Source organism: Fusobacterium sp. DD2, from assembly GCF_018205345.1.
Classification (GTDB): domain Bacteria; phylum Fusobacteriota; class Fusobacteriia; order Fusobacteriales; family Fusobacteriaceae; genus Fusobacterium_A.
Genome location: NZ_JADRHM010000035.1, coordinates 1 through 21,369 on the forward strand (window position 1 = coordinate 1; position 21,369 = coordinate 21,369).

20 protein-coding genes are annotated in these 21,369 nt (G+C 32.5%); 14 read left to right on the plus strand and 6 right to left on the minus strand.

Features of this window, described 5'->3' with window-relative positions; translation table 11 throughout:
• Positions 1-120 precede the first annotated feature (120 nt).
• Together IX290_RS06690 and IX290_RS06695 are read left to right on the plus strand one after the other, a co-directional pair.
• Positions 121-1,143, plus strand: a complete 1,023-nt coding sequence (locus tag IX290_RS06690) for a S66 peptidase family protein (protein WP_211492439.1) — start codon at positions 121-123, stop codon at positions 1,141-1,143.
• A gap of 175 nt (positions 1,144-1,318) precedes the next feature.
• Positions 1,319-1,750: a hypothetical protein gene (locus IX290_RS06695; RefSeq protein WP_211492440.1), complete on the plus strand. Its 432-nt coding sequence runs from the start codon at positions 1,319-1,321 to the stop codon at positions 1,748-1,750.
• A gap of 53 nt (positions 1,751-1,803) precedes the next feature.
• On the opposite strand, the gene IX290_RS06700 is transcribed toward IX290_RS06695, so the two are convergent.
• Positions 1,804-2,211, minus strand: coding sequence for a hypothetical protein (locus tag IX290_RS06700; protein WP_211492441.1), 408 nt, complete (start codon positions 2,209-2,211; stop codon positions 1,804-1,806).
• Positions 2,212-2,368: 157 nt separating this feature from the next.
• On the opposite strand from IX290_RS06700, the gene IX290_RS06705 reads away from it, so the two are divergent.
• Complete coding sequence (locus tag IX290_RS06705; protein WP_211492442.1) at positions 2,369-2,905, plus strand: DUF308 domain-containing protein; 537 nt, start codon at positions 2,369-2,371, stop codon at positions 2,903-2,905.
• Between the two features lie 75 nt (positions 2,906-2,980).
• On the opposite strand, the gene IX290_RS06710 is transcribed toward IX290_RS06705, so the two are convergent.
• From IX290_RS06710 to IX290_RS06730, 5 genes are all read right to left on the minus strand, one after another.
• Positions 2,981-4,045 (minus strand): ABC transporter ATP-binding protein, encoded by a 1,065-nt coding sequence (locus tag IX290_RS06710; RefSeq protein ID WP_211492443.1) that lies wholly within the window; start codon positions 4,043-4,045, stop codon positions 2,981-2,983.
• A gap of 11 nt (positions 4,046-4,056) precedes the next feature.
• Positions 4,057-5,739 (minus strand): iron ABC transporter permease, encoded by a 1,683-nt coding sequence (locus IX290_RS06715; protein WP_211492444.1) that lies wholly within the window; start codon positions 5,737-5,739, stop codon positions 4,057-4,059.
• A gap of 20 nt (positions 5,740-5,759) precedes the next feature.
• Positions 5,760-6,779 (minus strand): ABC transporter substrate-binding protein, encoded by a 1,020-nt coding sequence (locus IX290_RS06720; RefSeq protein WP_211492445.1) that lies wholly within the window; start codon positions 6,777-6,779, stop codon positions 5,760-5,762.
• Between the two features lie 216 nt (positions 6,780-6,995).
• The gene (locus IX290_RS06725) at positions 6,996-8,408 is read right to left on the minus strand and encodes a cation:dicarboxylase symporter family transporter (RefSeq protein ID WP_211492446.1); all 1,413 of its coding nucleotides are present in this window, start codon (positions 8,406-8,408) and stop codon (positions 6,996-6,998) included.
• A 30-nt stretch (positions 8,409-8,438) separates the two neighbouring features.
• A complete protein-coding gene (locus IX290_RS06730; protein WP_211492447.1) occupies positions 8,439-9,782 on the minus strand; it encodes a CoA-disulfide reductase in 1,344 nt (447 codons plus the stop codon).
• Between the two features lie 196 nt (positions 9,783-9,978).
• On the opposite strand from IX290_RS06730, the gene IX290_RS06735 reads away from it, so the two are divergent.
• The 11 genes from IX290_RS06735 to nagE all read left to right on the plus strand — a co-directional run bounded on the left by IX290_RS06735 (position 9,979) and on the right by nagE (position 21,356).
• Positions 9,979-10,374, plus strand: coding sequence for a hypothetical protein (locus IX290_RS06735; protein ID WP_211492448.1), 396 nt, complete (start codon positions 9,979-9,981; stop codon positions 10,372-10,374).
• A 278-nt stretch (positions 10,375-10,652) separates the two neighbouring features.
• Complete coding sequence (locus IX290_RS06740; protein ID WP_211492449.1) at positions 10,653-11,789, plus strand: class I SAM-dependent methyltransferase; 1,137 nt, start codon at positions 10,653-10,655, stop codon at positions 11,787-11,789.
• Positions 11,790-12,401: an AAA family ATPase gene (locus tag IX290_RS06745; RefSeq protein WP_211492450.1), complete on the plus strand. Its 612-nt coding sequence runs from the start codon at positions 11,790-11,792 to the stop codon at positions 12,399-12,401.
• Positions 12,394-13,161 (plus strand): radical SAM protein, encoded by a 768-nt coding sequence (locus tag IX290_RS06750; protein ID WP_211492451.1) that lies wholly within the window; start codon positions 12,394-12,396, stop codon positions 13,159-13,161. The genes IX290_RS06745 and IX290_RS06750 overlap by 8 nt, the downstream gene beginning before the upstream one ends.
• Before the next feature lie 163 nt (positions 13,162-13,324).
• Positions 13,325-16,315 (plus strand): DEAD/DEAH box helicase, encoded by a 2,991-nt coding sequence (locus IX290_RS06755; protein ID WP_211492452.1) that lies wholly within the window; start codon positions 13,325-13,327, stop codon positions 16,313-16,315.
• Positions 16,302-17,072 carry a nucleoside triphosphate pyrophosphohydrolase gene (mazG, locus tag IX290_RS06760; protein ID WP_211492453.1) on the plus strand — a complete coding sequence of 257 codons (771 nt, stop codon included), beginning with the start codon at positions 16,302-16,304 and terminating at the stop codon, positions 17,070-17,072. Before IX290_RS06755 ends, mazG begins: the two co-directional genes overlap by 14 nt.
• A gap of 64 nt (positions 17,073-17,136) precedes the next feature.
• A complete protein-coding gene (locus IX290_RS06765; protein WP_211492458.1) occupies positions 17,137-17,427 on the plus strand; it encodes an RNA-binding S4 domain-containing protein in 291 nt (96 codons plus the stop codon).
• Positions 17,427-18,299 carry a 4-(cytidine 5'-diphospho)-2-C-methyl-D-erythritol kinase gene (gene ispE / locus IX290_RS06770; RefSeq protein WP_211492454.1) on the plus strand — a complete coding sequence of 291 codons (873 nt, stop codon included), beginning with the start codon at positions 17,427-17,429 and terminating at the stop codon, positions 18,297-18,299. The genes IX290_RS06765 and ispE overlap by 1 nt, the downstream gene beginning before the upstream one ends.
• 22 nt (positions 18,300-18,321) lie before the next feature.
• Positions 18,322-18,594, plus strand: coding sequence for a septation regulator SpoVG (gene spoVG / locus IX290_RS06775; RefSeq protein WP_211492455.1), 273 nt, complete (start codon positions 18,322-18,324; stop codon positions 18,592-18,594).
• A 175-nt stretch (positions 18,595-18,769) separates the two neighbouring features.
• The gene (locus IX290_RS06780) at positions 18,770-19,567 is read left to right on the plus strand and encodes an HAD-IIA family hydrolase (RefSeq protein WP_211492456.1); all 798 of its coding nucleotides are present in this window, start codon (positions 18,770-18,772) and stop codon (positions 19,565-19,567) included.
• Between the two features lie 313 nt (positions 19,568-19,880).
• Positions 19,881-21,356 carry an N-acetylglucosamine-specific PTS transporter subunit IIBC gene (gene nagE, locus IX290_RS06785; protein ID WP_211492457.1) on the plus strand — a complete coding sequence of 492 codons (1,476 nt, stop codon included), beginning with the start codon at positions 19,881-19,883 and terminating at the stop codon, positions 21,354-21,356.
• Positions 21,357-21,369 lie beyond the last annotated feature (13 nt).

The window sequence follows — 21,369 nt, forward strand, 5'->3', positions numbered from 1 at the left end:
CCGTTTTTTATAAAAGAAGAGATTTTAATACGTATTTGAACAATAATACTCTTAATAAAATCAAGGGGTAATATAATAACTCTTATCTTGGAAACTTACAAAATAGAACGAGGTGATAAGATGGTTAAAACAATTGGGATAGTGAGCCTTTCAAGAGGGCTTTTAGGAGAGCCTTTTATGAAACATGAAGTGGAAATAGGAATGAAAAGACTTGAAGATTTTGGACTCAGGGTAAAATTTATGAAGAATGCTATGAAAGGGATGGAATATCTTAAAAATCATCCTGAAAAGAGAGCTGATGATCTGATAGAGGCTTTTGAAGACCCTGAAGTGGATATGATTTTATGTGCTATTGGAGGGGATGATACCTATAGACTTCTTCCGTATTTGTTTGAAAATGACAGACTTAAAAAAGCCATCACTAAGAAGATATTTTTAGGTTTTTCAGATACAACTATGAATCATTTTATGCTGAATAAAGTTGGACTTTCCACATTTTATGGTCAGGCATTTCTGCCAGATATATGTGAGCTGGAAAGTGAGATGCTCCCATATACTGAAAAATATTTTAAGGAGCTTATAACCACTGGAACGATAAAGGAAATCATACCAAGTGATATCTGGTATGGTGGAAGAGAAAAATTTACTCCAGATCAGGTAGGAGTACCTATGGAGAGATTTAAAAATTATGGGTTTGAATATCTTCAGGGGAAACCTGGATTTATTGGAAAAATACTGGGAGGATGTCTGGACACAATATATGATATCTTTAATGGGGCAAGATATGCTGATACAGTGGAGATCTGTGAAAAATATTCAATCTTTCCTAAAAAGCAGGAGTGGAAAGGAGTTATTCTCCTTTTAGAAACAAGTGAAGAAAAAATGAGTCCTGAAAAGTATAGAAAGGCTCTAGAATTTCTAAAATCAAGAGGGGTATTTGATGAGGTAAATGGAATTTTACTTGGAAAGCCTGATAGAGAAATTTATGCTGATGAATACAAAAAGATAGTTGTAGAGGTAGTTGGCAGAAAAGATTTGCCTATAGTTTACAACATAAATGTGGGGCATGCTCTTCCTAGATGTATTGTGCCATTTGGTGTAGAGTGTACAGTTGAAAAAGACAGAATACTCTTTAAAAAATAAACTAAAAACCAGCTATTAGAAGAAAAAATACAGTGTACTTTGCTAGAGTAATTACTCAAGTAGGAAATAATATAGATAGTAAAATAGAAGTTGATGAAAAAAAGAAAAAAGAGTAGCTCTATATGCTATAATGTAATTAATAAAAAGTGAGATAAAAGAGCAAAGGAGAATTGGTATGTGGAAGTTATTACTTGTTATGATTCTATTTCAGGTGGAGATTTTTGCAAATCTTGATATAGATTCACTGAATAGAAAGATGTCAGAAACATATAATTATTCAGTAAAACTGGTTCGTGATGATATGTATACGAACAAAAATAAACTGGTATATGAGAAAGAAAATGAGGAAGAAGAGGCATTTGTTGAGATAGTCTGTGAAGATGGAAAAATGCGTGGTTTTGCAATAGATATAGTTGGTAAAAATGACTTGGAAGCTGATTTCAGCGAAGTTGAAAATGTAACTTCTGCAGTTATTATGTGTAATAGTAATCTAAAGCAGAATGTTATTTTAAGAAGTGCTGTGTTAAATCGTGAAAATTCTAAACACTACCATGTAGATGTGATAGATGAGCTAGCTCATAAGATGATATCTGTAGAATATAAATAGAAATAAAAATGCACCAGCAATCCTTTTTAAACATTAGGATTTGGTGCATTTTTTTAAAATATGCTAAAAAGATAGATAAGCCCTATAAATAGGCATATTACTACTACTATCCCTATTCCTAAAAACTTTAAAGCTGTAAAAAATATCTCCTTAAGACGTGAAAAAAAGTTTACGTATGAATAGTGATAATATGATGAGCTTTTTCTAACACCAGAAAATGTTAGACTTGTAATACCGATTATAAGCCCTTGCTTTATAGCGAAACAGGTATTTTTAAAACTGTCATATGAATTAGAAATACGCTGTCCAGTGGCTTTGATAGAGTTTTGGATAGTTAAAATTATAGATCCAATTATAAGTAAGATTTGGAATAGAATTCCAAATACCATAATTATATATCCAATACCCCAATTTCCAAATATACCTATCAATAGCCCAATAAGTGCAATTATAAATCCCATAAAATTGCCCCCTTTTAATTGTTGTATATTATTAAGATACAACAATTGGGTATTTGTTGTCAAACCTAAACTGGTCAAATAAAAGTGGGGATTTGACAAAGAACTCCCTAGGAACTATAATTGAATTAAAGGATCATATATAAAATGGAGGTATATTATGAGTGTAAAAACATATCGTTGGATTTCACTTTTATCAGGTGTTTTATTGGTTATCTTTAGTTTTATGATGCTTGGAAATCCTGCATCAGGATTAATAGCAGTTTCAATTTTTTTGGGAATTGCCTTTGTTGTACATGGTTTTGGGGAACTTTCAATGTATTTTACATTACCACATGATGTAAAAAGTGCTTGGCTTTTAGTAGGTGGACTTATTTCAGCTATATTTGGATTGTGGATTTTAACAGCTCAGGGAACAGTAAGTTTGAGTATTGCTTTACCATTTATACTTGCCAGTTGGATAATGTTCTTTGGTATTCTGAGAATTGTAGCATCAATGAGTTTAAGAGCTTTTTCAATACATCTTTCTAATGTAAATATTGTTCTTGGAATTCTGGGGATAGTGTTAGGAGTAGTTATGTTAAATCATCCTGCCATTGGAAGTAGCATTATAACTATTGTAATATTTTTAATTTTTTTCTGTCAGGGAATAGGAAGTATAGCTAATTTCTTATGGTGTAGTAAATTAGATAAATAGTTTATGAGGAGAAAAAAAGAGGCCGTTGCAAAGGTCTAAAAAGTAAAATTTTAGAAATGCAACAGCCTCATTTTTTTAAAGAATATGTATTGAATTTTTATCAAGAGAAAAAGTAAGTTCATCCCCAAGTTTATAATTCTTTTTACCTTTTGGATTACTTACAGAAATTTCAACTGTCATATCTCCAAAAGTAATTTCATATTCGTGATAAGCCCCCATAAACATACTTTTTGTAACTTTTCCTTTAAAATCATTTTCTCCAACAATTATGCTTTCAGGTCTTACAACAATTTTTATATTATCACCTACATTATGTGCAACTTTTTGTTCTATATCATATGTAACACCGTTGATATCAATTACACATGAAAAGTCATTTTTTTCAATCAATTTTCCATTAAAGATATTTGCACGTCCAATAAAATTTGCAACAAATTCATTGACTGGATGTTGATATATCTCTATTGGAGATCCCGCTTGCTCCATTTTTCCATCCTTCATTATTATTACTCTATCAGCAAGTCCCATAGCCTCAGCCTGATCATGAGTAACATATATAGACGTTATAAAAACTTCTTGTTGAATTTTTCTTATTTCGTCACGCATATGAAGTCTTAATTTGGCATCAAGATTGGATAAAGGTTCATCAAACAATAATACTCCTGGCTCCATGACAAGAGCTCTTGCAAGGGATACTCTTTGTTGTTGCCCTCCTGACATTTGTGAAGGTACTCTTTGTGCAAAACCTTCCATATTCATAAGTTTGAGAATTTTACTAACACGTTCATCAATTTCTTTTTTATCTAACTTTTGAAGTTTAAGTCCATAAGCGATATTATCATATACATTCATATGTGGAAATAAAGCATAGTTTTGAAAGACCATTGCAGTATCTCTCTTATCTGGAGTTATCTTTTCAACATTTTCATCTCCAATATATATATGTCCATCTGTTGGTACTTCAAATCCAGCAAGCATTCTTAAAATAGTTGTCTTACCACATCCACTTGGTCCTAAAAGACAGATGAATTCACCAGGTTTTATATCTAAATTAAGATTTGTAACAGCTGCTACTCTTCTATTATCCTCTGTTAAAAATATTTTATTTATATTTTCAAATTTAACTCCTTTTGCTCCCATAATCTTCTCCTTTATTCTGAAATACTGTCAATTCCCATTCTTTTTAAAAGTGATGTCATTACTCCTATTACTAAGAACACAATCACAATAAGGATGGTACAATAAGCTGATGCAACACCAATTTTACCAACATCAATTTGGTTCATAATAGCCACAGTTAGAAGATTATATTTTGCAGATACTAAAAATATAATTGTGCTGACAAGAGTCATACTTCTAACAAAAGCATAAACTAAACCACTAAAGAATGCTGGTTTGATCATAGGGAGTGTTACAGATGTAAATACTTTTCTACTATTAGCTCCCAAAACTGTAGCAGCTTCTTCTATAGATGGGTCTATCTGTTGTAATGCAGAAATTCCAGAACGTATTCCTATTGGCATATTTCTCATAATAAAAGCTATAATAAGAATTGTTGCAGTACCTGTCAGAACAAGAGGTTTAGTATTATAAGTAATTATATAACCAAGTCCGACAATAGTTCCTGGAATAGCGATAGCCATCATTGTTGTAAATTCAATAAATGCTTTTCCAAGGAATTTTTTTCTGACAATTAGAAAAGCTATGATCATTGCTAAAACACCAGTTATAGGTGTAGATATAATAGATAACATAGTTGTGTCAAAGATTGGCTTCATTCCTAAAGCTAAGACGTATTTATAATGTTCCAATGAAAAATTATATTTAACTCCCCATAGTTTAACTAGAGAACCTATAGGAATCATGATATACATCATCAAAACAAATAAAGTTAATAATGTCATAATCACTGTTATAGGAATAGCAATTCCATGCTCACTAATTTTCTCTCTTCCTCTTGAAACTTTTCCAGTAACAGTTACATAGGATTTTTTACTTATATAGTATTTTTGTGTAATAAATATTGAAACTGACATGAGTACAAGTATAACAGCCAATGCTGTGGCACTTCCCATATCATAATTACCAATACCTTGTAAATATATTTGAACAGCAACTGTAGTAAATTCTCCACCAATAACCATAGGATTACTAAAATCAGCAATAGCTTGAATAAATATTACTAACATTGCATTGGCAATTCCAGGCATCATAAGAGGTAGAGTAATAGTTTTAAAAACATTCCATCTAGAGGCACCAAGATCACGTGAAGCTTCTTCAACAGATGGATCTATCTGTTGTAAAAGTCCAACTAACATAAGATATGCTACTGGGAAAAAAGTTAAAACTTGTACCAATACCAATCCATGAAATCCATATATCTCTGCATTTCTTATGTGAAAAATACTACGTGTTATAAATCCTCTTCTTCCAAATAACATTATAGCAGACAAAGCTATTACAAATGGAGGAGAAACTATAGGTAGTATAGCTATAGAATTAAATAGTTTTTTAAATGGTACCTTTACACATGTCATTCCATAGGCAAAGAAAAATCCAATAGCAGTTGAAATTATTGATGTAACTAAACCTAATTTCAATGTATTTAAGATAATAATAAAGTTCTCTTTCATATTTTTTATATTTTCATAATGGATAAAAGAAAACTTATGGTTGTAGGTAAAACTTTCTTTTAATATATTTATCATTGGAAAGACAATAAATAACATTAAAATTATAAGGACAAATATAATTGTAGAGAAAAGTATAGGGTCATGAAATACATTTTTCATATTTTTAATTTCATTATCCAACTTTAATTTTAAATTTTTCATGTTTTCCACCTTTTTAAGAATTATTTTGTTGGAGCTGTAGTTTTTGTAGCAGTACTGAATTTATCAAGTAACTCTTTTCTATGTTTTCCTGCCCAATCAAAGTTATAGTCAATAAGTTTTGTTCCAGCTATTTCTTTAACATCTGCAGGAGCTTCAGCATTCTTATTAGTTAAGAATTGATAAGAACCAACAGTTTGTCCTAGTTCTTGTGCTTTTTTAGAAAGAGCCCAGTCAACAAATTTCTTTGCTGAATCTTGATCTGGACCATTTTTAAGTATTGCTACTCCACCAATTTCAAAACCTGTTCCCTCTGCAGGAGCTGAAATAATAATATCATCATATCCTTCTTTTCTATATTTTATTGCATCATGAAGGAATGTTACTCCTAAAGCAGTTTCTCCCATTCCAACCATTCTACCAGGAGCAGTTCCTGATTTTGTATACTGTCTGATTTGACCATTTAATTTTTGCATATAATCCATACCGTCTTTTTCTCCCTTAAGTTGGATAACAGTTGCAAGCATAGTATATGCAGTACCAGAAGAACCAGGATGTGCAGTAACAATTTCACCTTTATATTCTGGTTTTAATAAATCAGCCCAAGATTTAGGCATTGGAGCACCGATCTCTTTTAGTAACTCTTTATTTCCAACAAATCCTAAGTATCCTACATATATTCCTGTCCATACTCCATTTGGATCTTTAAATTTATCAGGAATTTCTTTTGCTACTGGAGAGATATAAGGTTGTAGTAATCCTTCTTGATTTGCAGCTACAAAGGCATCAATAGGACCTCCATACCAAACAGATGCAGTCATGTTATCTTTTTCTGCTCTTATTCTTGCAAGAGTTTCTCCACTACTCATTCTTACGAATTCAGTTTTGATACCAGTTTCTTTTTCAAATTCTTTTGTTGCTAGAATAGCATGATCTTCCATTAATCCAGCATAAATAAGAAGATGACCAGTTGGTTTATCTCCATCTGCAAATGCTGCCACTGTAGAAAATAAAAAAGTTGCCATAGCTAAAAATTTTTTCATGTTGTGTTACCTCCTCATAAGATAAGTTACTATAGATTAATACAAAAATTATATCATTACGATTGTCAAAAAACAATACTAAAGTATTAAATTTAAAATAAAAAGTTCTATTTTAAAATAAAAATAAAAAAATACCCCCTTTACTATTTGTCCAGTAAAAGGGATACGCATCATTTTTAGGCTATTGCAACGGCCTCTTTTTTTAGTTATTTTAGATTAAAGTTCACTGTCAGTTGTGTCATTACCTGCATCAGGATCACTATACTTAACCAGATCCAATGTTCCTAAAGTCTTATCTACCATAAGAGCATTAGTTACAGACCCCATTACATTAAGCATAGTTCTTGGCATATCTATAATTGGGTCAATAGCAAGAATCGGGTTGATCATTGGGAAGAAAGGGGCAAGTCCTGTTCCTGTTAGACCAACTGAAGCTGCCATTGTAGCTGTACCTGGAATACCAGCAATACCAACAGATCCAATAGCTACCACTATTACACTCATAATAAATAGAGTAGCATCAATACTGTGTCCACTCATATGAGTAACAAAGGCTATTGTCATCGCTGGGAATATACCTGCACATCCCTGCATTCCAGCTGTAGAACCAAAGCTTCCTACAAAACTTGCAGTTGATTCATTTACACCAAGTTTATTTGTCATTGTAGAGATAGTCACAGGTAGAGTACCTACACTTGATCTTGATGTAAAGGCAAGTATTGCAAGAGATACACATTTTTTAACATATGTAAATGGATTTAGACCAAATAGTGATACAGCAATCATCTGAATTACAAACATGATAGCTACTGATACATAAAGTATAACTATAAATTTGGCAACTTCAGCAATTGCAGACAGTCCTCTTTGAGCAATTGTATTTGCAAGTAGTGGAACTACAGCTACTGGCATCCATTTAATTATACTCATAGCCATTGATACTATTATTTTTTCAGATGCATTTATAATATCAAAAAATGGTTTTATAATATCCATATATTTTTTAGACATTCTCTTTGCAGCAACTCCAATAAGAGCAGCAAATATTACTATTCCAACTACATTTAGATGTACCATTGCATCTACTGGGTTAGCAGGAATAAGAGCTTTTAAAGTCTCAACTATATTTTTTACCTCTCTTATCTTGTGAGTTCCCTCAGTTATTGCAGCACCAGCTCCACCTATATTGAAGATAATAGACATAGTAAGCCCAAGAGCAGCAGCTATAGCTACCATTGTAAGAGATATTACAAGAGTTCTTTTTACAAGAGAACCAAGTTTTGCCTCTTCATTCATGTTGATAATAACATGGATTATAGATACCATAACAAGTGGAATTACAAGCATTCTTACAAAAGATATAAATCCTCCACCTAAAAGGCTATACCATAGAGTTGTCTCTCTTACAAATGTAATATCCATAGGATTATCTGGAAAACCTGCTACAAATTGGATAACAAGTCCAAGTATAAGACCAAGTCCTGTTCCAGTCATAACCTTTTTAGAAAATTTAAATTTTTCTTTAGGTAGTTTCTGGATAAATATTACAAGTCCTACTAATACGGCCAAAAATATGATAGTTTTAATATCACTGATCATTAAAAATTCTCTGAAAAACACGTTGTTCATTTTAATTTCCCCTTTTCTATATTAATATTGCTATTTTGCAGCATTACCTGCTATATTCATTGCATCCCATGTACGGGCAAATGGTGGAGCATAACAAAAGTCCATCATTCCTATCTCATCTACACTAAGGCCAGCATATATCGCTACAGCCAGTGCATCTACCCTTAAAACAGCTCCTGAAAAACCTGCAATCTGTGCTCCTAAAAGGACTTTAGATTTGCTGTGATATATAAGTTTTACATAGATATTGCTCTGTCCAGGATAGTAGTTAGTGTGGTTTTTATCCTTTATAAAGACAGTTTTGTAATCTATCCCCATCTTTTTAGCTTCATTTTCAGAAATTCCTGTTCTTCCAGCTTCCATATCAAGTACTTTAATAGCTGCAGAACCAAGAGTTCCCTTAAATATTGATTTTACTCCAGCAAGATTTTCACCAACTACTCTTCCAAGTTTGTTTGCAGTAGTAGCTAGAGGGATATATACATCTTCCCCTTTTACTCTGTGGAATACAGTAGCACAATCCCCAGCTGAGTAGATTGAATCAATATTTGTCTTTCCATGTTCATCTACTATAACTGCTCCGTTAGGAAGCATCTCTATTCCTTTTCCCTGGATAAATTTTGTGTTAGGTCTGACACCAGTAGCTAAAACTACAAGATCAGCAGGATATTCACCCTTGTCTGTTATAATTCCAGTTACCTTGCCATGTTGAGTTACAATCTCTTTTACACCTTCATTTAGATGCAGAGTAACCTCTTTATGGCTTCTTAACTCCTCTTCTAAGACCTCTGTTATCTCCTTATCAAAGCTTTCCATAAGGATTCTATCTCCAAGCTGGATAACTCTTATGCTCTCTTTTTTAAGGTGTTTAGCAGCTTCTATTACCTCTACACCAATATATCCAGCACCGATTATTACAATATTCTGATACTCCTCTTTTTTAATCTCCTCTTTAAGAGCGATTCCATCGTCAAAAGATTTAAGAGTATGAACTCCCTTGGCATCTATATTTTTGATAGGTGGAATAATAGCTGAGGCACCAGTTGCTATCATAAGTTTGTCGTAGGTGTCTTTAAAAACCTCACCATTTTTAAGATTTTTAACTGTAACCTCTTTTTTTACAGGGTCTAAATCTATCACTTCATGGAATGTACGAATATCCATTCCAGCTTCTATAAATTTTTCAACAGGTCTTGCTATCATATTTTTAGGATCCTGGTAGAAATCTCCCACATAGTATGGAAGTCCACATGCTCCCCATGATACAATATCTGTTTTTTCATAAATTGTAATCTGGCACTCTGGATCAAGTCTTGATGCTTTTGCTGCTGCACTCATTCCAGCTGCCACTCCTCCAATGATTAAAATCTTCATATTTCCTCCTTGATATCTGCTTAGTATGGATAACTGATGAAACTAAATCGTACAGATAATGTATAATATATCACAACTTTGTGATTTTGCCTAGATAATTCTTGATAATTTTAATAAAGAATATAAAAATTTCATTGTTTTATAATAAAAATAATAGTATAATGAAATTGTTAGAATCATATTTAAGGAGAGGGAAATGAATAAGAAATATATTTGTTATATAGGGAATGTAATGTCTTTTGTGGGAATATTTCTTCCAATAGTAAAATATGAAGGAATTGGAAGTATATCTATGTTTACCAATGCAAATACCACTATAATTGCAGGGGTAATTGGATTTTTATCACTTTATTGCGGACTTAAGATCTTGATTGGGAATTACAAAATGGCAAGACGTTGTGCTTTTGGAACTGTTGTAGGGGTACTGGTTATGCTATTTGACAGCTGGAAACATCTTGAGCATGGAATGGGAATAGTTGGAATAAATAGTGATTATGGACTTACATGGGGATGGATATTTCTTGTAATAGGAAGTGTAATTGCAGTATCTATGACTACTTCACTATATGCAGAGGAAGAGGATAAAAAATAGTCAGTTATTATTTTAAAGTTGAATAGAAATAGAGCAGGGATTGACTTCTTAATAAGAGGTTAATCCTTTTTATTTTACTGCATAATTTCTCTTGTTTTTTTGAACAAATTGAATTATAATTTACATGTATTAAACAAATAATGATTTATTCTATATAAATGTCATCTGTTAAGATATGCCTATTTAAACGAAAAAAACTAACTAAAAAAGTTAATTATATATAAAAATAAAGGGATTAAAATATAAATACTAAAGTTATTTTACAAGGAGGAAAGATTTTGAAAATCAAGGCAATATTCAACATTTCAGGTATTACGAGGGAAGTAGACAGGAGTAAAACAGATCAAAATCTGTTAAATGATGAAAATATAAATTTTATGGAAAAAATAAAGGATATTTATTCTACAGATGTCATTGTCATAAATTGTCATCATGATTCAAATCATTTTAAAACTAATTATAATTTTTCAAATATTATAGCTTTTGAAAATGAAAAAGAAGCTAATCTTTATATTGAAAAAGAAGCAAAAAATTATGACTGGATTCTATTCTTCAGCAATTCGAAAATCTTAACTTTTCATTCACCTTCAGTTATTCAATTACCAATTGATTTTTATGGACACCTTTCTATGTTTGATTCTATCAGCTTTACAGAGCATGCAAAAAATAAACTTTTATATAATGAGCTTTCAAAATATTATATGGAAGCTATTGCAAATAATACAGAAAAAGAGGTCTCATTTCTAGAGGATATATTCAAGAATTATGTAAAGAAGACTTCTGGAAAGATACTGGACTGCTGTTGTGGAATTGGAAGACATGACCTGCTTCTTGGACAGGATGGATATGGGGTTACAGGAATTGATATTTGTAAATTTCAGATAGAAAATGCTCAAAAAATACATTCTCATAAGAATATCAATTATGTAGTTGGAGATGTAAGGAATTTCAACCTAGATGAAAAATACAATATGTGTATATGTATGTGGACAACATATAATTATCTTTCACAAACTGAAGATTTGAAGAAGTTTCTTTTTAATGTCTATAATCATCTTGAAGATGATGGTATTCTGGTATTGGATTCCAAAAATATTCCAGCATTGGAAAAAAGAAGAATATATAAACGTAATAAGGGGAATAACAGAGTCTCTTTAGAACTTCTTGTGTATAAAAGAATTATAGATAATATTCAAAATTCACAATATTTCTATTTTATTAATGATGATGGAAAGAAGAATTTCTATTTTGATGAGGAGTTTGTAAGGTTCTATTATCTTAATGAGTTAAAGGAGATTTGTAAACCATATTTTGAACTTGTAGATTCATATGGAGACTTTGATAAAGAGGAATACAGGGAAAATTCAAGTAACCGTTTTATTGCAATTTTGAAGAAAAATACGAAGGTGAAATAGATGAAGATAGTTGTAGAAGGTATGGATGGAGTAGGAAAAACAACTTTAGCTAAAAGATTGGCAAAAGAGCTTAATTATAAGTACGTAGATGGATTGCTCATCTCTTTTTTCAAGGATTTAGGATATAGTGATGAAAAAATCAGTGAACTGAAAAAAGCTATTTATGAGTTTGCAGAAATAGACAACTCAATTATAAGAACTTGGTTTTTTGGAATGGCAAATATATTCAACCTTTTAAATTATGATGAAGACCTTATTATTGACCGTCACTGCCTTACTACTTACTATTGGAATGCAGATGAAAAATCTGAAAAAATATATAAATTTATGCAGGAAATTTCAGGAAAACCTGATTTTATTCTGATTTTAGTTGCATCACCTGAACGTAGGGTAGAAAGATTGGAGCAGAGAGATTTAAATGATCCAGATTTGTTAGATGCAAAGAAAAGAGCCTATGGATATAATAAATTTATTCAAGGAGCTAAGGATCTTAATCTCGATTATTGCATAATTGATACTGAAGGACGCAATGCTGATGAAGTTTTTAAAATTGCATTGGAAAAAGTACAAAATTTTATATCAAATAAATTAAAAGGAGAAGCTAATGAGTAAAGAGTTATGTTGGTTACTTACATCAAGATGTAATCAGCAGTGTAAATACTGTCACAGATTTTTAAATAGCAACGAAAATTCAGATAAATTTTATGATAAAGTTATCAATAAACTGGCTTCTATGAATATAAAACATATAACTTTAGGAGGTGGAGAACCTTTTCTAGCAGGTAATATCAGAAAAATAATCGAACTTTTAAATGAAAAAGGAATAAAAGTAAAGGTTGTTACAAATGGAACTCTGGTAATTTCTGATTTTATGAACATTATAGATAAATTAGAAAATATAACTTTATCAATAGATTCTGTTGAAGATGATATAAATGAGAAGCTAGGAAGAGGGAAAGAGCATTTTTCCACTATAGAGAAACTACTAAATACTCTTTGTAAAGGTGGAATAAAGCCAACAGTTTCAATTAACAGTGTAATTACAAAGGATAATATCAATGGGCTTAAGAAACTGTCAGTATTTTTAAAAAAATACAAAATAAAAAATTGGCGTATTTTTAGATTTTGTCCACTTAGAGAGACTGCTCTAAAAAATAAAGAGCTGTTGGAAATAACAAATGAGGAGTTTTTGAATTTAAAAAGTGAGATTTTATCTGAAGATTACCCATTTTCTGTGGATTTTCGAAATTACGAGGATATGAGTAGCAAGTATCTTCTTATTACTCCAGATGCAAAACTCTCTCTTTCAGATAACCTAGATGATAAAATATTGGGAGATATTATAAATGATGATTTAAGGGAGTATTTCTAAGAGTTTATAGCTGTTATCAGATTTATTTTTTATTGGAAAAAAGATAAGGGATTAATTTCTTAACAAGGAGTTAATCCTTTTTATTTACTTTCCCTCTTTTATTTTATTCCTTTACAAGATTGATACAAAAGGGTTAAAATAAAGAGAGTCTTAAGGAGGGGAAATGTTAGTATATAGAGGTAAAATTCCCTTTATGCTGGGGGATTATAAGGAAAATATAATATATCTATGCTCTTCTAATAGAAATATAGAGGATTACTATGCAGTTCTTGAAGATATCTACGATGGAACAATTCTCAAATTTGAAAGCACTGGAAATGATGATGAGATAGAAAAACTCAATTACGATTTCTTAAAGCTTTTAAAATCAGAGGAGAAGTATATAATGCTGGTATCTCTTGAATCTTTTTTAAGGGATTATTTTCTTGAAGGGGAAAGTGTTGAATTTTCTCTTGGAAAAAGTGTAGACCTTAAAAAGCTTGAAGAGGAACTTATAAAAAATGGGTATGCAAGAAACTACATGGTAGAGGAAAGAAAACAGTACAGTATAAGAGGGGATATTCTGGATATATTTCCAGCAGACAGTGACGCTCCAGTTAGGATGGAACTGAGCTTTGGAGATGAAGTTGACAGAATATCGATATTTGATATAGAGAGTCAGAGAAGTATAGAGAAAAAGAAAAATTTCCGTATGTATATGGGGAATAATAAGGAGGAAAGGGTATCTTTTTACTCACTTGTAAAGGATCTTAAAGGAGCAAAATTTCTGATAGAAAATCCTGAACTTCTAAAATATAAGCTGGAAGAGCTCATACTTCGTGACAGAGATAGAGAAAATCTCATGAGAAGCAGATTTAATGAGATAAAGAATATGGGTGAGGAAATTGAGATAAAACAGTTTACCCATGAGGAGATACACTATTTTGAAAATCATGAATTTATCCATGATTTAGAGGAAAATCCACAGATAAAAGTCCTTATAATGTCTGAAGAGGCTAAAAGATACAGTGATATATTTAAGGGTATTGAGAATATGGAGTTTAAACGTTATCCGTTATTTGAAGGGTATCGTGAGGAAAACCTTTTAGTTTTAACTGATAGAGAATTAAAAGGTGTAAGAGTAAGACGTGAGAGCAGTGACAAGGTAAGTCTTAAGTATAAGAATCTTTCTGAGATTAGAGAGGGAGATTATATTATCCATGAAAACTATGGTGTGGGACTATATCTTGGAATTGAGATAATAGATGGACATGAGTATCTTAAGATAAAATATGCAGATGAGGATAAACTCTTTGTACCAGTAGAGGGGATAAGCAGAATTGAAAAATATGTGTCACCTCCTGGAGTGGTACCTGAGATATACAATCTTGGTAGAAGAGGATTTAAAAGGAAGAAAGAAAAGCTCTATGAAGAGATGCTTTTATTTGCAAAAGAGATTATCGAGGTACAGGCAAGACGTCAAAGCGGCTTAGGATATAGATTTAGTCCTGACACAATTTGGCAGGAAGAGTTTGAAGAGGGATTTCCGTATAATGAAACTCAATCTCAACGTCAGGCTATTCAGGATGTAAAATTTGATATGGAATCAAGCAGAGTAATGGACAGAGTGGTGTGTGGAGATGTTGGATATGGTAAGACTGAAGTAGCTATGAGGGCAGCTTTTAAAGCGGCTATTGACGGTAAACAGGTAGCTATACTTGTGCCAACTACTGTACTTGCTCAACAGCACTTTGCAAGATTCAGTGAAAGAATGAAAAACTATCCTATAACAATAGAGCTTTTGAGCAGATTGAAAACTGGTGGAGAGCAGAAAAAAGCTATTCACAGCATTGAAAAGGGAAGTATTGATATAATAATAGGTACCCACAGAATGCTTTCAAAAGATGTGAAATTTAAGGATCTGGGACTTGTAATCATAGATGAGGAGCAGAAATTTGGAGTAAAGGCAAAGGAAAAACTTAAAAAGATGAGGGCATCTGTAGATATGCTGACACTTACAGCTACCCCTATTCCACGTACTTTAAACCTTTCTCTTTTAGGAATAAGGGATCTATCTGTAATAGATACACCACCTGAGGGAAGAAAGCCTATAGATACTTTCTTTATACCTAAGGAGAGTTCGGACCTTAAGGATATAATCATGAAGGAGATAGCAAGAGAGGGGCAGGTATTCTATATCTACAACTATGTAAATGGAATATCTAAAAAGGCCCAGGAGCTTGCAGGAATCCTTCCTGAATATATAAAGATAGATTATGTACATGGTCAGATGCAGCCTCGTGAGATTAGAGATAAGATAAAATCATTTGAAAATGGAGAGGTGGATATCCTGGTTGCAACTACCATAATTGAAAATGGAATAGATATAGAAAATGCCAATACAATGATAATTGATGGTGTAGAAAAGCTTGGACTTTCACAGATATATCAGCTTCGTGGAAGAATTGGAAGAGGACATAAACAGGCCTACTGCTATCTTCTATTGAAAGAGGAACAGGGTAAAAAAGCAAAAGAGAGAGAGGAATCTTTGCGTAACCTTGAAGAGCAGGGTGGAGGAGGACTTCAACTATCTCTGGAAGATATGCGTATAAGAGGGGCTGGCGAGATATTAGGAGAGCGTCAACATGGGGCACTTGAGACTTTTGGATACAATCTCTATATGAAGATGTTACAGGAAGAGATTGAAAGACAGAAAGGAGAGTTTGTACCTCAGGATACCTTTGAAGATATTGAGGTTAAAGTTGATTTTCCAGCATTTATACCAGATGAATATATTGATAAGAATCAGAAGATTAAAGTCTATAGAGAACTTGTTGAGATATCAAGCCTTGAGCAATTGGAAGAATACAGAGAAGAGGTTACAGATATCTATGGTAAGATGCCACAAGAGGCAAAGGGACTATTTGAATATATAGCACTTAAATTTAGAGCAAGGGAGCTGGGAATTAAAAAAGCTATTGAACTGGATGAAGGTGGCTGTGAAATCAAGTTTGATAGAGATAAGGTAGAGGTGGAAGTGATACTAAGACTCATCCAGGAAAGAAAGATAACATATAGAAATAGACAGGAGCTTGTAAATTATCCTGGAAAAATCGGTGAGTTTTTAGATATATATGAAAAATATAGAGGAGAATGCAAAAATGAAGGAATTTGATAGATTAGTTGAGATTATAAAGGTGTTAAGAGGAGAAAATGGGTGTCCATGGGATAAGGTACAGACTCTAAAGAGTTTGAAACCATGTCTTGTAGAGGAAACAGCTGAGGTATTGGAAGCTATGGAGGGAGACCCTGAAGAGCACAAGGGAGAGCTTGGAGATCTTCTTATGAATATAGTATTTCAGGCAGATATAAGAGAGGATGCTGGAGATTTTAATATTGAAGATGTATCTAAAGAGGTATGTGAAAAATTGATCAGAAGACACCCTCATGTATTTAAGGAAAAAGAGGAGGGACTTACTCCAGAGGAGACTCTTTTAAACTGGGAAGCTATAAAGAAAACTGAAAAAGCTCATCAAAACCGTAAGTCAGCAATAGATGGTATACCTATCTATCTACCTGCCCTTGCAAAGGCTCAAAAGCTTCAGAAGAAAGCTTCTAAAGCTGGATTTGACTGGAATAAAGATGATATTTCAAAAGTTGTAGATAAGATATATGAGGAACTTGATGAGGTCAAAGCTGAAATAGCTAAAAAAGACCAGGAAAAATGTGAAGAGGAGATAGGAGATCTTCTATTTGCAGTGGTAAATCTTTCAAGATTTTTAGATGTAGATGCAACACAGGCATTAGAGGGAACTATTAAAAAATTCGACAGAAGATTCAGATATGTAGAGAAAAATTGTGATATGGAAAAGAGTGATTTAACTCAAATGGACAAGTTATGGGAAGAGGCAAAAGCCTTGGAGAAAAAATAAAAAAGGAAAAAACCCATTGACAACTGGAAAAAACGTAGTATATATAGTAGAAAGAGAGGTATCTATGAGATTAGACAAATTTTTAAAGGTAAGCAGAATAATAAAGAGAAGACCTATTGCTAAAATAGTAGTAGATGGAGGGAAGGCAAAGCTTGATGGAAAAGTAGCTAAAGCAAGCACAGAAGTAAAGGTAGGACAGATTTTAGAACTTGAATATTTCAACAAATACTTCAAATTTGAAATCCTTGAAGTACCTACTGGAAATGTGCCTAAAGAGAGAACTCCAGATCTTATAAAAGTATTAGAAAGTAGAGGAATCACTATTGATTTAACTGGTGAGGAGGATATTTTCTAATGGAATTTGTTTTAAATTCAAATGCCAAGATAAATTTAGGACTGAATGTAGAAGGGGTACTTCCTAACGGGTACCACCTTTTAGATATGGTTATGATTCCAGTATCTCTAAGTGATAAAATTACAGGGGAGATAAGTGGAAAACCAGGAAATTTAAAAATAACAACAAATATAAAAGGAATTCCAACAGGGAAAGAGAATATTCTATATAAAATATATGAGGAGTTTTATAAAGAAAGTGGAATTGACAAACATGAGGTTTCACTTCATCTTGAAAAGGTTATTCCTCATGAAGCTGGATTAGGGGGAGGAAGTTCCAATGGGGCTTTTTTTCTAAATTTTTTGAACAGCTATCATGGAAATCTCTTCTCAATGGACAAACTTATTGAAATCGGCAAAAGAATCGGTGCTGATATCCCATTTTTTCTTATAAATAAACCTGCAAGGGTAAGGGGAATTGGAGAAAAAATTGAGATAATAGAAAACAGGTTAACAATGGATATCATTATAATAAAACCACCTTTTGGTGTCTCTACTGCTCTGGCATACAAAAATATGGATATCCTTAAAAATAAAAAAGATGCAAATATAGAAAATATCATAAGGGGGCTCAGGGAAAATAGTATTGAATTAGTAGAATCAAGCATTGAAAACAACTTGGAACAGGGGCTTTTACAAACTGATACAAATATTATTGAATTCAGAAAAGAACTGACGAACATATGTGGGGGAAGATTTTTTATGTCAGGTAGCGGAAGTGCCTACTACACATTTGTTCATCCACACCATTCTAATAATATGGTAAAAGCATTAAGGGAGCATTTACAACACTGTAGGGTCTATCTTTGCAGCGGATTAGATGAATACATATAATAAAAGGGAAGGTGCATGAACTATGAAAATTACAGATGTAAGACTAAGAGCAGTAAAATCTGAAAGTGAGCTAAAATTAAAGGCTTATGCAGATGTAACTTTTGACGAGAGTTTTGTTATCCATGGTTTAAAAATTATTGATGGACAAAAAGGAATGTTCGTTGCTATGCCGTCAAGAAAGATGCCTGATGGAGAATACAAAGATATCGTACACCCTATTACACCTGAATTAAGAAAAGAAATTACAGATGTAGTAATAGCAAAGTATAATGAATTAGGGGAAGAAGAGAAATAAAAAGCTCGTTGAAAAAAACAGGATGGAGATAATTAAATTAATTATATATGTTTTTTTAGGCAGTTGTGTGCTGCCTTTTTTTGTTTTTGGCTTATCCTCAATTCAATTATATATTGTAGTAATATTTGGAAATATATAGTATAATAAACTAATTGCTAGAGAAAAGGGGAGACATATGAAAGATAAAAAACTTTATTTATTTGATTTAGACGGTACCATTGTACTTGGAAATGATGTAATAGATGGTGCTATAGATATCCTTAACGAGATAAAAGCTAAGGGTAAGGAATTTATGATATTTACAAATAACTCATCTAGAACCAGAGACTGGTATGTTGAGAAAATGGCTAAGATGGGGATCCAAATAACAGAGGATGAGGTAGCAACTGGTGGATATACAACTGGTGAATACCTTATAAAGCACAATAAAAAGAGAGTATATGTAGTGGGAACTGAAAAATTTAAAGAGCTTCTTACAAGTATGGGAATCACTGTAGTAGAAGATCCAGTTAGAAATGAAGATGGGAAATATGATCTAGATGCTGTAATAATAGGTCTTGATAAAGAACTTAACTACAAGAAACTTACAACAGCTTGTGAGATCTTAACTCGTCAGCCTGAAATTACATATATAGGAGCAAATCAAGATATGGTTTATCCTGTAGAAGACAATGTTTTCTACCCAGATTGTGGAAGTATATGCCAGCTTTTATCACATGCTGTTGGAAGAATGCCTAAGTTTTTAGGGAAGCCATATGCTGAAATATTGGATTTCTGTCTGGAGATAAAAAACGCCTCAAAGGACGAAACAGTGATAATTGGAGACAGGTTATACACAGATATAGCTTGCGGATTTGATAACGGATGTGATACAATATTAGTATTAACAGGGGAAGCTACTAAAGAAGATGTAGAAACTACCAAGTACAAACCTACACTTGTTTTAGACAGCGTAAAAGATATGAAAATATAACAAAAATGCGTAGTTGAAAAAGAGCTTTCTCTTTGTTAACTACGCTTTCTTTTTTGTGAAAAGCAGTTGAAATAGACAGATTAATGAAATTTTATTTCAGTGAAGTACGTCATAATCAGAACAAAATAGTATGTAAAAGGTAAAAAAAGTAATAAAATTTGCAAAAAATCAAAAAAATATAGCCAAAATCATTTTTGTGTAGTATAATCTTATTGAAATATAAATTCATAATAAATTACAAAATAAAACTGTTTATTTAACTGTTATGGAGACAGTTGCTATATCTAGTAAAAGATTAAAAGGAGGAAGATTTATGTTTAAGTACTTACAAAAAATAGGTAAGGCATTAATGGTTCCAGTTGCTGTATTACCGGCTGCTGCAATTTTAATGGGTATTGGATATTGGATTGACCCAACAGGATGGGGTGCTAACAGCCAATTAGCAGCATTATTAATCAAAGCAGGTGCTGCAATTATTGACAATATGGCAATACTATTTGCAGTTGGTGTAGCATTTGGACTTTCTAAGGACAAAGACGGAGCTGCAGCTTTAGCAGGTCTAGTTGGTTTTGAAGTTGTAACAACTTTACTTTCTGTAGGAGCAGTATCTCAAATACTTCATATCCCTGCAGACCAAGTTCCAGCAGCTTTTGGAAAAATCAACAACCAATTTATCGGAATTCTATGTGGAGTTATAGCAGGAGAACTATATAACAGATTCCACAAAGTTGAACTTCCTAAATTCTTGGCATTCTTCAGTGGTAAGAGACTTGTTCCTATTTTAACATCAATAGCTATGTTAGTAGTTTCATTCATCTTACTATATGTATGGCCAGCAATTTATTCAGGACTAGTTCATTTTGGTGTATCAATAGCTAAATTAGGACCAGTTGGAGCAGGAATTTATGCTTTCTTCAACAGATTACTAATCCCAGTTGGATTACACCACGCTCTAAACTCAGTATTCTGGTTTAACGTTGCAGGTATCAACGATATCGGAAGATTCTGGGGACCAGCAAGTCAAGCATATGAAGGATTACCAGCAATTATTCAAGGAACTTACCACGTTGGTATGTACCAAGCAGGATTCTTCCCTATTATGATGTTTGGATTATTAGGAGCATGTGCTGCATTTATCGTAACTTCTAAAGCTGAAAACAAAAATAAAATAATGTCTATCATGATAGCAGCTGGATTTACAAGCTTCTTTACAGGAGTAACAGAACCTATCGAATTCGCATTCATGTTCGTTGCACCAGCACTTTATGTAGTTCACGCTATCTTAACTGGTATAGCTGTATTCTTAGCAGCAACATTTGACTGGGTAGCAGGATTTGGATTCTCAGCAGGATTAGTTGACTTTGTGTTATCACTACGTAACCCAAATGCTAAGAGTCCATTAATGTTACTAGTATTAGGAGTTATCTTCTTCGTAATTTACTTCGTAATATTCACATTTGTAATTAAGAAATTCAATCTTCAAACACCAGGAAGAGAAGAACTTGATTTAGATGTTAATATTAACGGTGTAGAAGAACAAATTCCTATAAACTCACACGGACAATTAGCAAAAGCTTTACTACCTCTATTAGGTGGAGCTGAAAACCTTAAAGATATCGACTACTGTACTACAAGATTAAGACTTGAAGTAGCAGATCCTGAAAAAGTATCAGATGCAGGAATCAAAAAACTTGTACCTGGAATTATTAAGAAAGGTTCAGCAGTTCAAGTAATAGTAGGTCCAGAAGTTGAATTCGTAGTAACTGAACTTAAAAAACTTGTTAAATAATTAAATAGGTTGT

Coding starts and splice junctions, on each gene's coding strand:
- IX290_RS06780 (WP_211492456.1), top strand. CDS start 18,770: ATGAAAGATAAAAAACTTTATTTATTTGATTTAGACGGTACCATTGTA.
- IX290_RS06735 (WP_211492448.1), top strand. CDS start 9,979: ATGAATAAGAAATATATTTGTTATATAGGGAATGTAATGTCTTTTGTG.
- IX290_RS06720 (WP_211492445.1), bottom strand. CDS start 6,779: ATGAAAAAATTTTTAGCTATGGCAACTTTTTTATTTTCTACAGTGGCA.
- IX290_RS06705 (WP_211492442.1), top strand. CDS start 2,369: ATGAGTGTAAAAACATATCGTTGGATTTCACTTTTATCAGGTGTTTTA.
- IX290_RS06695 (WP_211492440.1), top strand. CDS start 1,319: ATGTGGAAGTTATTACTTGTTATGATTCTATTTCAGGTGGAGATTTTT.
- ispE (WP_211492454.1), top strand. CDS start 17,427: ATGGAATTTGTTTTAAATTCAAATGCCAAGATAAATTTAGGACTGAAT.
- IX290_RS06690 (WP_211492439.1), top strand. CDS start 121: ATGGTTAAAACAATTGGGATAGTGAGCCTTTCAAGAGGGCTTTTAGGA.
- IX290_RS06725 (WP_211492446.1), bottom strand. CDS start 8,408: ATGAACAACGTGTTTTTCAGAGAATTTTTAATGATCAGTGATATTAAA.
- IX290_RS06755 (WP_211492452.1), top strand. CDS start 13,325: ATGTTAGTATATAGAGGTAAAATTCCCTTTATGCTGGGGGATTATAAG.
- IX290_RS06730 (WP_211492447.1), bottom strand. CDS start 9,782: ATGAAGATTTTAATCATTGGAGGAGTGGCAGCTGGAATGAGTGCAGCA.
- IX290_RS06715 (WP_211492444.1), bottom strand. CDS start 5,739: ATGAAAAATTTAAAATTAAAGTTGGATAATGAAATTAAAAATATGAAA.
- mazG (WP_211492453.1), top strand. CDS start 16,302: ATGAAGGAATTTGATAGATTAGTTGAGATTATAAAGGTGTTAAGAGGA.
- IX290_RS06765 (WP_211492458.1), top strand. CDS start 17,137: ATGAGATTAGACAAATTTTTAAAGGTAAGCAGAATAATAAAGAGAAGA.
- nagE (WP_211492457.1), top strand. CDS start 19,881: ATGTTTAAGTACTTACAAAAAATAGGTAAGGCATTAATGGTTCCAGTT.
- IX290_RS06745 (WP_211492450.1), top strand. CDS start 11,790: ATGAAGATAGTTGTAGAAGGTATGGATGGAGTAGGAAAAACAACTTTA.
- IX290_RS06750 (WP_211492451.1), top strand. CDS start 12,394: ATGAGTAAAGAGTTATGTTGGTTACTTACATCAAGATGTAATCAGCAG.
- IX290_RS06700 (WP_211492441.1), bottom strand. CDS start 2,211: ATGGGATTTATAATTGCACTTATTGGGCTATTGATAGGTATATTTGGA.
- IX290_RS06710 (WP_211492443.1), bottom strand. CDS start 4,045: ATGGGAGCAAAAGGAGTTAAATTTGAAAATATAAATAAAATATTTTTA.
- spoVG (WP_211492455.1), top strand. CDS start 18,322: ATGAAAATTACAGATGTAAGACTAAGAGCAGTAAAATCTGAAAGTGAG.